This is a genomic window from Amycolatopsis sp. FU40 (assembly GCF_021903635.1).
Lineage (GTDB): Bacteria > Actinomycetota > Actinomycetes > Mycobacteriales > Pseudonocardiaceae > Amycolatopsis > Amycolatopsis dendrobii.
Map to the genome: position 1 here is coordinate 9257701 of NZ_CP091381.1, position 14136 is coordinate 9271836.

The 14136-nt window shown below is 69.4% G+C and carries 10 protein-coding genes; 6 read left to right on the forward strand and 4 right to left on the reverse strand.

Annotated features, from left to right (window positions below):
• Positions 1-52 precede the first annotated feature (52 nt).
• The gene (locus L3Q65_RS43910) at positions 53-1519 is read right to left on the reverse strand and encodes an alpha/beta hydrolase (protein WP_237598277.1); all 1467 of its coding nucleotides are present in this window, start codon (positions 1517-1519) and stop codon (positions 53-55) included.
• A 97-nt stretch (positions 1520-1616) separates the two neighbouring features.
• Here L3Q65_RS43910 and L3Q65_RS43915 point away from each other — a divergent pair, with 97 nt between their 5' ends.
• Positions 1617-2075, forward strand: a complete 459-nt coding sequence (locus tag L3Q65_RS43915; RefSeq protein WP_101435430.1) for a DUF4396 domain-containing protein — start codon at positions 1617-1619, stop codon at positions 2073-2075.
• Between the two features lie 4 nt (positions 2076-2079).
• On the opposite strand, the gene L3Q65_RS43920 is transcribed toward L3Q65_RS43915, so the two are convergent.
• Both L3Q65_RS43920 and L3Q65_RS43925 read right to left on the reverse strand, forming a co-directional pair.
• Complete coding sequence (locus L3Q65_RS43920) at positions 2080-2754, reverse strand: hypothetical protein (RefSeq protein WP_370648155.1); 675 nt, start codon at positions 2752-2754, stop codon at positions 2080-2082.
• 154 nt (positions 2755-2908) lie between these two features.
• Positions 2909-5785: a BTAD domain-containing putative transcriptional regulator gene (locus tag L3Q65_RS43925; RefSeq protein WP_182892347.1), complete on the reverse strand. Its 2877-nt coding sequence runs from the start codon at positions 5783-5785 to the stop codon at positions 2909-2911.
• Between the two features lie 723 nt (positions 5786-6508).
• On the opposite strand from L3Q65_RS43925, the gene L3Q65_RS43930 reads away from it, so the two are divergent.
• Entirely contained in the window at positions 6509-8470 is a 1962-nt protein-coding gene (locus L3Q65_RS43930; RefSeq protein WP_237598278.1) for a protease pro-enzyme activation domain-containing protein, read from the forward strand.
• A 53-nt stretch (positions 8471-8523) separates the two neighbouring features.
• Here the strand turns inward: L3Q65_RS43930 and L3Q65_RS43935 are convergent, their stop codons facing one another.
• Positions 8524-9744 (reverse strand): MFS transporter, encoded by a 1221-nt coding sequence (locus tag L3Q65_RS43935; RefSeq protein ID WP_237598279.1) that lies wholly within the window; start codon positions 9742-9744, stop codon positions 8524-8526.
• A 102-nt stretch (positions 9745-9846) separates the two neighbouring features.
• Here L3Q65_RS43935 and L3Q65_RS43940 point away from each other — a divergent pair, with 102 nt between their 5' ends.
• From L3Q65_RS43940 to L3Q65_RS43955, 4 genes are all read left to right on the forward strand, one after another.
• Positions 9847-11220, forward strand: a complete 1374-nt coding sequence (locus L3Q65_RS43940) for a cytosine permease (RefSeq protein WP_237598280.1) — start codon at positions 9847-9849, stop codon at positions 11218-11220.
• A 43-nt stretch (positions 11221-11263) separates the two neighbouring features.
• Entirely contained in the window at positions 11264-11938 is a 675-nt protein-coding gene (locus L3Q65_RS43945; RefSeq protein WP_182892343.1) for an SDR family oxidoreductase, read from the forward strand.
• Positions 11935-12960, forward strand: a complete 1026-nt coding sequence (locus L3Q65_RS43950) for an S-adenosylmethionine:tRNA ribosyltransferase-isomerase (protein ID WP_237598281.1) — start codon at positions 11935-11937, stop codon at positions 12958-12960. Before L3Q65_RS43945 ends, L3Q65_RS43950 begins: the two co-directional genes overlap by 4 nt.
• A 114-nt stretch (positions 12961-13074) precedes the next feature.
• Positions 13075-14130, forward strand: coding sequence for an ABC transporter substrate-binding protein (locus tag L3Q65_RS43955; RefSeq protein WP_237598282.1), 1056 nt, complete (start codon positions 13075-13077; stop codon positions 14128-14130).
• Positions 14131-14136 lie beyond the last annotated feature (6 nt).

Below are 14136 nucleotides of genomic sequence, written 5' to 3' on the forward strand. Positions count from 1 at the left end.
CAGCGGCGGCAGGGGGTCAACCGAACGCGACCAAACGGTTACGCAAGCGAGTTCAACCGCCGGAAGGCGCAGCCTTCTCTCCGCCCGCCGGACACGTCCCGTCCTGGGGGAGTTCACCGGTCAGCAGGTAGTGCGCGGCTTTGTCGTCGACGCACGGGTTGCGCTCGTTGAGGTAGGCGGCGTGGTTGCCGCCGCCGTCGACGAGCAGTCTCGACCCGTGCAGCACCCGACGCATCCGCTGTGCGCCGGCCAGCGGTGTCGCCGGGTCGTCTTTCCCTTGCAGCAACAGGATCGGCGGCACCGGAGCAGAGCCGATCCGGACCTCCGGCGACGCCGGGACCTGCCAGAACGCGCACGGCGCGCTGTACCAGCTGTTGAGCCAGGCGAACAGCGGCGCGGACATCGCCGACTTCGCGGTGTCCGCGTGCCAGGTCGCCCAGTCGCGCGGCCAGCCCGTGTCGGCGCAGTTGTAGGCGAGCTGGCCGGGGTCGACCGCGTACCGCGCCTGTCCGGCGGCGACGTTCAGCCCGGCGGAATCCCCGCCGCGGTGGCTCGCGATCGCCTGCATCAGCGACGGCCAGGCCCAGTCGCCGTACATCGCGGACGCCAGCAGATCGTCCAATTCGGACACTCCGGTTTTGCCGTCCGCCGGTCGTGCCGCGAGTTTCTCGCGCAGTTCGTTCCACGCGGTCTTGACCGCGGACGCGGTGGCGCCGAGGTGGTACGTGCTGTCGCGCTCCGCGGTCCAGGCGAACAGTTGCTCGGCCCGCGCTTGCAGTGCGGCGTTTTGCTGGAACTGCGTTTGATACGTGGTGGCCGTCGGATCGACGACGCTGTCCAGGATCATCCGCCCGGTGTGCGCCGGAAACAGGGTCGCGTACGTGGCACCGAGCTTGGTGCCGTAGGAATAGCCGAGGTAGTCGATCTTGTCCTTGCCGAGCGCTTGGCGGATCCGATCCATGTCGCGCGCCGCGTTCTCGGTGGTGACCTGCGGCAGCAGGTCTTTCCCGTTCGCCGCGCATCGCGCCGCGATCTGCTTGGCGAAGCCCTCGCGTTTCCGCTCCTGCGGGAGATCGGCTGGTTGGTACGGCGAGGCCGGATGCGGCGCGAGTTCCGAGGTGTCGCCACAGGAAACCGGTGTGCTCGCCCCGATTCCGCGCGGATCGAAGCTGAACGCCGCGTACTGCTGTGCGACGTCCCGCGGCAGTTGACTGAACACGAGTTTCTCGGTGCCCAGCCCGGACGCGCCCGGTCCGCCAGGGTTCACCAGCAGGAAATGCGGCGCGCTGAGACTGCCCATGCCGGACACGGTGAGGGTGATCTGCTTCCCGTTCGGTTTCGCGTAGTCGAGCGGCACTCGCAGGCTCGCGCACGACACCTGCCGCGGTGTCCCGGCCGGGCACGCGCCCCACTTGAGCGAGGACGTGCGCGCGCTGGCGGCCGGAGCGCTGAGGAGGCTTCCTGGAAGGAGAACGAGGACGAATGCGGCGGCGCGACGACGCGCCGAGTTGATCACCACACTTCCGGTTATACCGATTCGCCGGAGCGGCCGGGCGACAGTCATCACATCGGGCGACCTTGCGCCATTTATACCCCTAAGGGGTATAGTCGCAGGCATGAACGAACACCAGCACGGAGCGTCTTGGTCCACTGCCGCTCAAGCGACGCTGCACTGCCTCACCGGTTGTGCCATCGGCGAAGTGCTCGGCATGGTCCTCGGCACCGCGCTCGGCCTGCACAACGCGGCCACTGTGGTGCTGTCTATCGTGCTGGCGTTCGTCTTCGGCTACGCCCTCACCATGCGCGGGGTGCTCAAGTCGGGCCTCGCGCTCGGTGCCGCCTTCAAAGTCGCGCTCGCCGCCGACACGGTGTCGATCGCGGTCATGGAGGTCATCGACAACACCGTCGTCGTGGCGATCCCGGGCGCGATGGACGCGGGATTGTCGAGCGGCCTGTTCTGGCTGTCGCTGGCGTTGTCGCTCGCGATCGCCTTCGTGGTCACGGTTCCGGTCAACAAGTGGATGATCGGCCGCGGTCGTGGGCACGCCGTCGTGCATGCCCACCACCATCACTGATGGTTCAGCAGGAGGGCACGGCCGCGTCGGCTCGGAGATAGGCCTCGGGCACGTAATGCCCGGGGCCTATCCGGTTCCAGCGCGCCGTGCCGTCTTGCACGGAACACTCGATCGGCACCTGAGCGGAGTCGGCGGCCAATCCGGCCGATGGCGCGTCGTTGCTCGCGGACGTGCGCACGACCAGCGGGGCGCCGCCGGTCACCACGCCGGTGGCCGGAGCGCTGCCGGTCCACAGGAAAGTGACGTCCACATAGCTGCTGCCGTTGAGCCCGAGTCCGTCCCAGAACGTGCCGTCGGCCAGGTCGAGACCGGCCGGATTGCGCACGGTACGGCCGTGTTCGTCCTTGCCGCCGTTGAAACCGTCTTGGTACGCCGCTTGTGCTTCCGGTACGCCTTGCGGCAACGAACCGAATGCCGCGCGCCGGCCGGCGGGGTTCCAGTAATCGTCGTGTTCGTTCCATGGCCCGACATCCCACACCGGCGCGTACTCGCAGCGCGTGCCGTCGGTGCGGCACACCCGGACGGTGAAGGTCCCTCTTCCCTTGGAGGACACCGTTTTCGTGGACGGGAGCGCGACGAAGTGGTCTCGTTCGGTGATCCGGTGCCCGCTCGAGGTGGTGCCGCCGACGAGTCCTTCGCGGGTCGCGTAGAGGCGGTAGGTCAGTGGTCTTTCCAGCACTCTCCGGCCGTGCTTCGGTTTGGCCGAGGCCGGAGCTGGAGTCGACAAAGCGATAACTGTCACCGCAAGAAGGACGTGACCAGCCGCTTTTCTGGTGTTCATCAGCGCATCGTGGCCCGGCGCACGGGTTTGGCCGCGCAACCGGGCCCGCGCGTCAGGCGGACACGATCCGGTGCGGCCCGGTCTTGCGCGGCCGGTCGTCGACCGGGGTGTCGGCGGACAGCTCGCGGCGGATGGCCCGCGCGCGTTCGGCGTAGCTGCGGGACCGTTCCGGCTGGCTGAGCGCGGAGTGGAGCTCGCCGAGGAGCTGGGACGCGTGGGCTTCGGAGCGGCGGTCTCCGTTGCGGCGGTGCACGCTCAGCGAGTTCACCAGCAGCAGCTGCGCGTGCGCGAGATCGCCGCTGTACAGGCACAGTTCGCCCAGGTTCTGGTTCGCGTAGCCGACGCAGTGGTCGTCGCCGAGATCGGTGAACACGGCGATGGCGCGCGTGACGTGTTCGCGGGCTTCGGCGAGGTTGCCCTCGCGCTGGTGCAGGAGCCCGAGTCGTTGCAGCGCATGGGCTTCCCGGTGCCGGTCGCCGATTTCGCAGGACAGCTCCAGTGCGTCGGTGTACCAGCGGCGCGCGGTCGCGTAGCACTTGCGCGCGACCCAGATCGAACCGATCGCGATCCGGATCACCGCTTCGCCGTGCGGATCGCCCGCTTCGCCGAACAGCCGGAGCGCTTCGTGACAGGGTTCGAGCGCGCGGTCGGGTTGGCCTTGCATCCGCAGCACGGTGCCGAGGCCGGCGTAGGCCTCGCCGAGCCCTTGCTGGTCGCCGATCCGTTGGTACAGCTCGCGTGCCGCCTCGAAGGCGACCATCGCGTCCGCGTCGTTGTCTTGGTACAGCAGGACTTGGCCGAGGTTGCGCTGGACGACCGCCTCGCCGCGGATCGCGCCTGCCCGGCGCGCTGCTTCCAGAGCGATCAGGTGGGTGGCGTGCCAGTCGTCCTGGTGGCCGCGGAGGTCGAAGTACGGGGTGAGGGCCGCGGTGAGCCGCCAGGTCAGGTCGTCGAAACCGCGTTCGGCGGCGAGCCCGACGGCGGCGACGCAGGTGGCGCGTTCGGCGGCGAACCAGGCGGCGGGATCGGTCAGGAGCCGGTCGGCTTCCGGCGGCAGGGTCAGGTCGGTGTCGTCGTGGTACTGGCCGAAGAAGTGGATCGGCATGCGTTCGGCGGCTTCTACTGCCAGCGCCAGATATCCCTCCAGCACGCGGCCGATCGCGGTGCGGGTTTCGGCGGGCTCGGCCAGTTCCGCGGCGTAGACGCGCAGGAGGTCGTGCAGGCGGTAGCGCGGCTGTCCCGCGACGTCGGTGGCGACCAGTTCCACCAAGTGCGCGTCGACGAGCACGTCGAGGACGTCGTCGGCGGACGGGCGGCCCAGTACCGCGGCGACTGCCCAGGCGGGGAAGTGCACCGGGCCCAGCGCGCCTAAGCGGCGGAAGGCCGCGGCGGCGGACATCGGCAGGAGGTCGTAGCTCAGGGTCACGCTCGCCCGGACGGCCAGGTCGCCGACGCGCAGCTCGTCCAGGCGGCGGTGCTCGTCGTGGAGACGGTCGGCGAGGATGCGCAACGACCAGGTCGGCCGGTGGGTGAGCTTGGCTCCGGCTACCCGGATCGCGAGCGGCAAATGTCCGCATTGGCGCAGGATCGCCGCGGCGTCTTCGGGTTCGGCGGCTACTCGTTCGTGGCCGACGATGCCTTCCAGCAGACGCGCGGCTTCCGGTTCGGGCAGGAGGTCGACGTCGACCGGCATCGCGCCGGCGAGATCGGGCAGGCGGATTCGGCTGGTGACCAGTACGGCGGACGCGCCCGCGCCGGGGAGCAGCGGGCGCACCTGGGCGGCGCTGCCCGCGTCGTCCAGGACGATGCACATCCGGCGCCCGGCGAGCTGGGAACGCAGGAGCGCGGAGCGTTCTGGCAGGTCCCGGGGGAGGCCGGAATCGGGGATGCCCAGGGCGCGCAGGAGTTCGGCCAGGACGCTCATGGGCGAGCGTGGCGACGACGAGGTTCCGGCCAGGTCCACATGCAACTGTCCGTCCGGGAAAACGGTGCGGACGGCATGCGCTACCCGTACGGCGATTGAGGACTTTCCGACGCCTGGTGCGCCGGAGAGGACGACGATCGTGGGGCGTTCGGCTTCGGCGTGGTGGCGGAGTTTCGCGACCAGGTGCTCGATTACCTCGCTGCGGCCGGTGAAATCGGGCAGATCCAAGGGGAGCTGGCAGATCGGCGGGATTGTGGCGCAGGGGACTTCGAGGGTCGTGCGGAGTTCGCGGAGCGCTGCGCCAGGGCTCGCGGACAATTCGTCGGCGAGGGTTTGTTCGACCAGCTCGTACGCTTCCGCGGCTTCGGTGGTGCGGCCTGCGTCGCGTAGCGCGGTGATCAGGTGGTGCCAGAGTTCTTCGCGGAGCGGGTGTTCGGTGACGAGGGCGCGGAGTTCGGCGATGACTTCGTTGTGGCGGCCCAGATCCAGGCGGGCGCGCAGGCGCTGTTCTTGTACTGCCAGGCGTAATTCGTCCAGGCGGGCGACGGCGGGGCCCCAGGTGGGGTCATGCGGGAGGCCTTCCAGTACTTCGCCGCGCCAGAGGGAGTGGGCTTGGTCCAGCAGGGTCAGGGCGGTTTCCGGGTTGTCTTGGGATTCCCAGGCTTGGGTGGCCAGGCGGGTGAAGACCAGGTGGTCCAGTTCGTCTTCCGGGACGGTGAGGAGATAGCCCGAGGCGCGGCTGGTGATGCGGTCGGCCAGGTCGGGGGAGGTTTCCGCCAGGCGTCGGCGGAGGGAGTGGACGTAGGTGCGGATGTTGGCGGCGGCGGAGCGCGGGGCGGTGGTCGGCCAGAGGACTTCGACCAGGGCTTCGGTGGAGACCACGATGTTCGGCTGGAGGGCCAGTGCGGCCAGCAGCAGCCGGGGCTTCGGGCCGCCCAGCGGTACGGCCCTGCCCTCGGCGATGACCTCCAGCGGCCCCAGGATCCGGAAGGTCAGCGAAATCAATTTACCCGCCTTGGCGGCAAGGTCCCCATGGTCGGCATGCTAGGAGCGTTTGGGTCGGTTAGCTAGATCCACTGGGGGAGGAATACCCCATATGGGGTGATATCGGGGTGGATGTCACGGAGTGTTCGGCTGGGGTGGGGTGAATCGTTTTCATGTGCGCGACTTGCGGGCGGCTCGTCGCCTGGGGGCGACATTGCGCCCGGTTGGCGCACCGCCACCCCGAAGCTTGATTGTGCTGACGGTCCGGGGGTGCTTGTCCAGGCGGGAAAGATGCCCGGGCAAGCACCCCCGGACCGCAGGGAGGCTTCGTATCGGGGTGCGGGGGTCGGGCAGGGCGGCGCGATCGGTGGGTGCGTCGGCTGCGGTGGGTGCTGGCGGGCTGTGCGGACGTGGGCGATCCGGGCAGCCGGGTGAGTTTCTGGTGCCGGTGATCGAGATTGTGCGACCTTCGTAGGTGGTGTCTCGGGTCGCTTAGTGCTGCGAAGGGAGCGTGGGAAAACGGGCGTTCTTCTGATTTCTGGACATTCCGCTGTGGACAGTGCGGATGAAACGGACTTTGGCCGCAGCTGTCCCTTGTGTCGCGATGAGGGGAGCAGATAACGGTTCCGCACCGGGAAGCCGGACGCTTCCCTGGCGGGCGGGGGCAGTCCTAATCTCGTTCCGGCGGCAGGCGGGGTCGAGGCCGCGCAACACGAGGGAGTTGCTGTGCGTAGAAGCGTCACCATGTTTCTTTCGCTGGCGGTGGTGGGCGGTTTAGCCGCTTCGCCTGCCGTGGCGTCGGCTCAGGGGCGGGCGGACATTCCGCAATCGCATCCGGTTTGGGCCAATCCGCAGTCCAAGGTGGCCGACACGGCCGGGTCGTCCACTATGGACTTTCGGGTTTACTTGAACCTCAAGGACCAGGGCGCGGCCGAGGCCGCCGCGCAGTCGGTGTCCGATCCGAACAGTCGCGACTACCGGCACTATCTTTCGCCGGACCAGGTGCGGGACCGGTTCGCGGCCACCGACCAGACCGTTTCGGCAGTGAAGAATTGGCTGTCCGCAAGCGGATTCGGCATCGGCGAGGTGCCGTCCAACCGGGCCTACGTCGAGGCGACCGGTACCGCCGATCAGGTGCAGCGCGCGTTCGCCGTGACCTTGGGCAAGTACCAGGTCAAGGGGCAGACGTTGCGGGCGGCGGACAAGGACCTGTCCGTCCCGGCCGCGCTGGCGAACGACGTGCTCGGCGTCGTCGGCGTCGACCAGGCGACGAACCTGTTCAAACCGGACCACACCGACGGGGCGGACCCGACCGCGAAGAAGCAGTCTCGCGTGCAGGGCAGCCCGTCGACCGCGCCGCCGAGCAACGGGTTCCGCAATTCGGGGCCGTGCAGCGCTTACTACGGCGAGAAGACCGACACGACTGACCCTGCGTACAACGGCAAGCAGCTTCCGTACGCGCCGTGCGGCTACACGCCCGCGCAGTTGCGTTCGGCGTACGGGCTGGACCAGGTCGCGAAGTTCGGCGCGGACGGGCGCGGCACCACGATCGCCATTGTGGACGCGTTCGCGTCGCCGACGATCTACGCCGACGCCTCGGAGTACGCCAAGCGCAACGACCCGGCGCACCCGCTGACCCAGCAGCAGTTCAAACAGCACATCTTCCCGCCGAACCCGGTGCTCGAAGGGCCGGACCAGTGCGACGCTTCCGGCTGGTACGGCGAGGAAACCCTGGACGTCGAGGCCGCGCACGGGCTCGCGCCGGGCGCGAACATCCTGTACGTCGGCGGGCAGGACTGCGAAGACCTGTCGCTGGACACCGCGCTGAACTACGTCGTCGCGGGCCACAAGGCCGACATCATCTCCAACTCCTACGGCGACACCGGCGAGGACATCCCGGCCGCCGAGGTCAAGGTGTTCAACCACATTTCGCTGCAGGCGGTGCTCGAGGGCATCGGCGTGTACTTCTCCTCCGGCGACAACGGGGACGAGGTCGCGCGCCTCGGCACGCCGTCGCCGGACTTCTCCGCCTCGGCTCCGTGGGTGACCGCGGTCGGCGGCACGTCGCTGGCGGTCGGCAAGGACGGCAAGCGGATCTTCGAAACCGGGTGGGAGACCGGCAAGTCGACGCTGACCGACGGCGCCTACGCCCCGGCGTTCCCGGGCGCGTTCAACGGCGGCGCGGGCGGCGGCACGAGCCGGCTGTTCGGCCAGCCCTTCTACCAGAGGGGAATCGTGCCGGACGCGTTGTCCACGAAGAACCAGACCGGCGGCGCGAAGGGGCGCGTGGTCCCGGACATCTCCGCGATCGCCGACCCCAACACCGGCTTCCTGGTCGGCCAGACGCAGACCTTCCCGGACGGCGTCTACTACGACCAGTACCGGATCGGCGGCACGAGCCTCGCGTCGCCGGTGTTCGCGGGCGTGATGGCGGTGGCCGACAGCCTCGACCACTTCCACCACGGGTTCATCAACCCGGTGCTGTACCAGCTGACGTCGCGCACGTCGGCGATCAACGACGTGCAGCACGTCGACGGCGCGGTGCAGCGCGTGGACTTCGCCAACGGGGTCGACGCCTCGGCGGGGCTCAAGACCTCCGCCCGGGTGCTCGACTACCCGAACCTGACGATCCACACGACCAAGGGCTACGACGACGTGACGGGCCTCGGCTCGCCCAACGGCGTGGCGTTCCTGTTGCTGGTGTGACCGAGGGGTGAAGGAAGGGCCTGCCGGAATCCCCGGCAGGCCCTTCCTTGCGTTCACGGCACGCGGACCGGCGGGTGCCGCAGCGCGCGGACGGCGGGCGAGCGCAGCGGGGAGAGCGCGGCGACGGCGATGGCGATCCCGCCGACCAGCACCACCTGCGGCGCGCCGAACGCCGCCCCGAGCGGCCCGGCCAGCAGTTCGCCCAGGGGAATGCCCGCGTAGGAACCGAAATCGTCGAACGCGGCCATCCGCGACAGCAGATGCCCGGGGATGTTCTCCTGCATCGTCGTGTCCCAGGCGACGCTCATGACCCCCGCGCAGAATCCGGCGACGAACGTCGAGCCCGCCAGCACCGCGAAACCCGCGTGCAGGCCGAGCGCGATCAGCGGCAGCACGGTCAGCGCGGCGCTCACCAGTCCCATCGGCAGCAGCCGTCGCGGTGCGAGCCGGTACATCACCAGCCCGGACAGCAGCGCGCCCACCGCGCGCACGCTCAGCACCACGCCCCATCCGGCCGCGCCGATCGTGTCCTGCGCGATGCCCGGCCCGAGCACCAGCCAGCCGCCGGTGAACACGATGTTGTAGACGGTGAACGCGGTGACCACCCGCCACAGCCACGGGATGCGCCAGAACTGCCGCCAGCCGGTTCGCACACTGTGCAAGACGCTGTCTTGCACAGTGTGCTCCGCCGGGGGCAGCGTGATCGCCTGGTAGAGCAGGGCGGCGAGCACGAACGACACCCCGTCGGCGGCGATCGCCCAGCCGCCGCCGACCGTGCCGACCAGGACCCCGGCGACGGCCGGACCGGCCACCTTGGTGATGTTCCGTCCGGTGGCCAGCAGCGAGTTCGCCTGCCGCAGCGATTCGGCCGGGACGATCTGCGGCACGATCCCGCGCAGCACCGGCGTGGTGAACGCGGTGCAGACGCCGCCGAGGAACTCGGTGACGGCGAGGGCGGCCAGCGAGTAGTTGCCGGTGAGCAGGATGGTCGCGGCGACCAGTTGCGCCGCGCCCGCGCCGAGGTTCGACAGCCGCAGCACGCGGTTGCGCGGGAACCGGTCGCCGACCGCGCCGCCGACGAGCAGGAACGCCAGCAGCGGCACGATCCCGGCGGCGAGCACCACGCCGAGGTCGGTCGGGCTGCGGCTGCTGCCCAGCACCGCGAACGCCAGCGCGACCGGGGTCATGGCGCTGCCCAGCAGCGAGACCAGCCGCCCGGCGTAGAAAACGGCGAACGCGCGATGGCGCAGCGGACTGCGCGGTCCTTCCCCCATTGCGGCGATCTTGCCGAGAACGGGTCGGGAACGCCACAGAGTATTGGCGCGGCCGGGCACTCCGGTTCAGACTCACGGGTCAGCCGGGAGAAAGGGCAGCGCATGAGCGGGATCGACGCCGAGGTCTTCGGCGGCCGAATGCCATCTGGAGCAGGGGATTTCGCGATCGAAACGCACGGAATCACCCCGATCCCGCCCGCGAACCGGTTCGGGCGGCCGTGGCGGCTCGCGGGCGTGTGGTTCGCGCCGAACCTCACCATGACCGCCGTCTTCACCGGCACCCTCGGCGCGACGCTCGGCCTCGGCTTCACCACCGGGTTCGTCATCGCGCTGATCGGCACGGTGATCGGTTCGCTGCCGGTCGCGTGGCTGTCCACCTGGGGTCCGCGCACCGGCACCGGCCAGCTGCCGCTCGCGCGGCTCCCGTTCGGCCGCGGCGTCGTGCTGCCCGGCCTGGTGCAATGGCTCGGCTCGATCGCGTGGGACGCGCTGGTCGGGCTGTTCGGCGGCGAAGCGCTGGCGCAGCTCACCGGGCTGCCGTTCTGGGCTGCGGTGCTCGTCGTGCTGGTGCTGCAGTGCACGCTCGGCGTATTCGGTTACGCGGTGATCCACCGGGTCCAGGCCGTGATGAGCGTGGTGCTGGTTGTCGCATTTGTCGCGCTTGCGGTAAAGGTGGTGCTTGACCACCCGATCACATTCGCCGATTCCGCCACGGGTGGCGATTTCGCCGGCGCCGTCGTGCTGTTTTCCACCATTACGCTCAGCCTGGCTATTTCGTGGGCTCCTTATGCGTCGGATTTCAGCCGTTACTTGCCCGCTTCGACTCGGCTGAGCGGCGTCTTTTGGTTCACCCTGCTCGGACTGACCGCGTCGTACGCGCTCGGCGAGGGCATTGGTCTCGCGCTCGGCACCTCGCTGGGCGACCAGACCGCCGCCGGGGTGTCGACGCTGCTCGGCGGCGGTGTGCTGGGTGCGGTGGCGTTGCTGGTGATCGCGCTGGCGGCGGTCTCGTCCAACGCGATGAACGACTACAGCGGCTCGCTCGCGTTGCAGACCGTCGGCGTGCGGGTGCGTCGTCCGGTTTCGGCGGTGGTCGTGACGGTGCTGGCGTTCGCGCTGATTCTCTGGATGCACACCGGCGACCTGGCGGCGAAATTCCAGAACGTGCTGCTGGTGGTGAGTTACTGGATCCCGCCGTTCCTCGGCGTCGTCGTGCCGGACTGGCTGCGGCGCACGCGTCGCGGCCGCGAGGTCGACGTGCTGGCTGAGCTGCGACGTCCGGTGCGCAGCTGGGCAGCGCTGGTGGCGTTCGTGGTGGGCTTCGCGGCGGCGGTGCCGTTCATGAACACGACTGTCTACACCGGACCGGTTGCCGCGGCGCTGCACGGTGCGGATCTGGCCTACTACGCCGGGTTCGTGGTTTCGCTGGTGGCGTACACGGTGCTGCGCGGCCGCCGTCCGGTTGACCTCCAGTAAGGTAGAGGTCGCACGCTGGCAGGTGCCTACTTCTGGAGGGACCATGCCAGTAGCTGTTGTCACCGGCGCTTCCGCCGGTCTGGGCCGGGCGCTCGCCTCGGCTCTCGTCCGTCGCGAATGGACAGTGCTGGGCACCGGGCGCGACCCGGGCACGCTGCGCGCCGCCGCGGCGGAGGCCGGGTTCACCCCGGTGCCCGGCGACGTCACCGACCCCGCACACCGCAGCCAGCTCGCCGAAGCCGCCGGACCCCGGCTCGACCTGCTCGTCAACAACGCCAGCACGCTCGGCGTCAGCCCGCTGCCGCCGCTGGCCGAGTATCCGCCGGACGAGCTGGAAACTGTCTTCCGCACCAACGTTTTCGCGCCGCTCGCACTCGCCCGCCTGCTGTTGCCCGCGCTCGCCGCGGCAAAGGGAGTGCTGGTGAACATCAGCTCCGACGCCGCCGTGGAGGCGTATGAGGGTTGGGGCGGCTACGGTTCGGCGAAGGCCGCGCTGGACCACGTGAGCGCGGTGCTCGGCGTGGAAAACCCGGATATCGCGGTGTACGCCGTCGATCCCGGGGATCTGCGCACCGCCATGCACCAGGCCGCCTTCCCCGGTGAAGACATTTCGGACCGGCCGCTGCCGGAGACCGCGGTACCGGCTTTCCTGCGGCTGCTGGAGGAACGCCCGGCGAGTGGCCGGTTCCGCGCGGCAGATCTGCAGGTGCAGTCATGACCGCACCGCGTACCCGGTTCGACCTGGCCGAGGACCGCAGCGCGTCCGTGCCGCCGGAAGCACGAGGTCTCGCCCGGGACGAGGTGCGGCTGCTCGCGGCCGGTCCCGAGGGTGTGCACCACGCCGCTTTCCGCGACCTGGCGGCGTTCTTGAATCCTGGCGACCTGTTGATAGTCAACACTTCCGGAACCTTGCCCGCTGCGGTCGACGCCGTCCGGGACGACCACGTCATCGCCATCCACTTCTCCACCGAACTCGACGACGGCACCTGGGTGGTCGAACTCCGCGCCCCAGGAGGCCCTCTTCTCGACGGGCACGCGGGGGAGCGGCTCAGCCTGCCCGTCGGCGCCGTCGTCACACTGCGCGAGCCGCACGTCGCCGGTGCGCAACGGTTGTGGCGCGCGAAGATCGAAGTGGAAGGCGAGATCCCGCGGTATCTCGCGAAGGTCGGGCGGCCGATCCGCTACGGCTATGTCCCGCGCGCCTGGCCCTTGCCGAATTACCAGACCGTGTTCGCGCTCGATCCGGGTTCGGCGGAGATGCCGAGCGCGGCCCGGCCGTTCACTGCGGAGCTGGTCGCTCAACTCGTCTCGCGCGGGGTGCTGTTCGCGCCGATCTTGTTGCACACCGGCGTCTCGTCGCCGGAAGCGGGGGAACCGCCTTACGGTGAGCGATTTCGCGTTCCGGCGACGACTGCCGCGTTGGTCAATTGGGTGCGCGACCAGGGTGGACGCGTTATCGCAGTAGGGACAACTGCGGTGCGCGCGATCGAATCGGCCGCGAATCCCGGCGGACTCGTCACCGCGGCGGCGGGCTGGACCGAACTCGTGCTCGGTCCCGACCGGCCTGCCCGCGCGGTCGACGGATTGATCACCGGATTGCATGCCCCGGAGGCATCCCACCTGCTGCTTCTCGAAGCGGTCGTGGGTCCGGAGCTGGTGCAGCGGGCTTACGACGCGGCAGTGCGGCGGGAGTATCTGTGGCACGAGTTCGGCGACGTCTCGCTCCTGACAAGCAGGTGAGGCCCGGGCCTGTCAAGTAATCCCACACAATTTCCCGGGATGCGGATGCATATGCAGTCTCGCGGGTGACCGTGTCATTCTCGCCCCGTTCCGCTGACCGCGAAAGGGCCATTTGTGCGTACATTTCCGCGAACCCGATTGCTCGCTTCCGCACTCGCCGCGCTGACGGTGCTCGGGGCGCTCGCCGGGTGTTCCCGCGCGGACCGCACCGAGGCCGCGACCAACCAGGGCGCCGCCGGGGAGGTGCGCGTCGGCTTCTTCCCGAACGTGACGCACACGCCCGCGCTGATCGGGGTCAAGAAGAACTTCTTCGCGCAGAACCTCGGCGGCGCCAAGCTCACGACACAGACGTTCAACGCCGGTCCGTCCGAAGTGAACGCGCTGCTCGGCGGTTCGCTCGACGTCGCGTTCATCGGCTCCGGGCCGGCGATCAACGCCTTCACCAAGTCCAAGGGCGCGATCCAGCTCGTGGCCGGCGCGGTCACCGGCGGCGCGCAGCTGGTGGTCAAGCCCGGGATCACCTCGGTCGACCAGCTCAAGGGCAAGACGATCGCGACGCCGCAGCTGGCCAACACCCAGGACGTCGCGCTCAAGAAGTTCCTCGCCGAGAAGCACCTGACCGGCCAGGTCAACGTGACCAACCTGGACAACCCGAAGACGCTCGACGCGTTCCGCAAGGGCGAGGTCGACGGCGGCTGGCTGCCCGAGCCGTGGTCGTCGCGGCTGGTCACCGACGCGGGCGCGAAGGTGCTGGTCGACGAGAAGTCGTTGTGGCCGGAAGGCCGGTTCCCGACCACCGTCGCGATCGTGCGCAGCGAATTCCTCAAGCAGCACCCGGACACCGTGCGCGCGCTGCTGAAGGGCGAACTGCAGGCGATCGACTGGGCGAAGAAGAACCCGGCCGAGGCGAAGACCGTCGTCAACGGCGCGCTCAAGGAGCTTTCCGGCAGCTCGCTCAGCCCGGCCGTGCTCGACCGCGCGTTCGCGAACATCGAACTGACCACCGACCCGGTGCCCGCGCAGTTCCCGCAGCTGGCCAAGGACTCGGTGACCGCGGGCGTGGTCGACCAGGTGGTGGACCTCAAGGGGTTCGCCGACTTCGGCCCGCTCAACGAGGTCCTCAAGGCACAGCAGCTGCCCGCCGTCAACGCGCCCGAACTGGCGAAGTGACGTCCC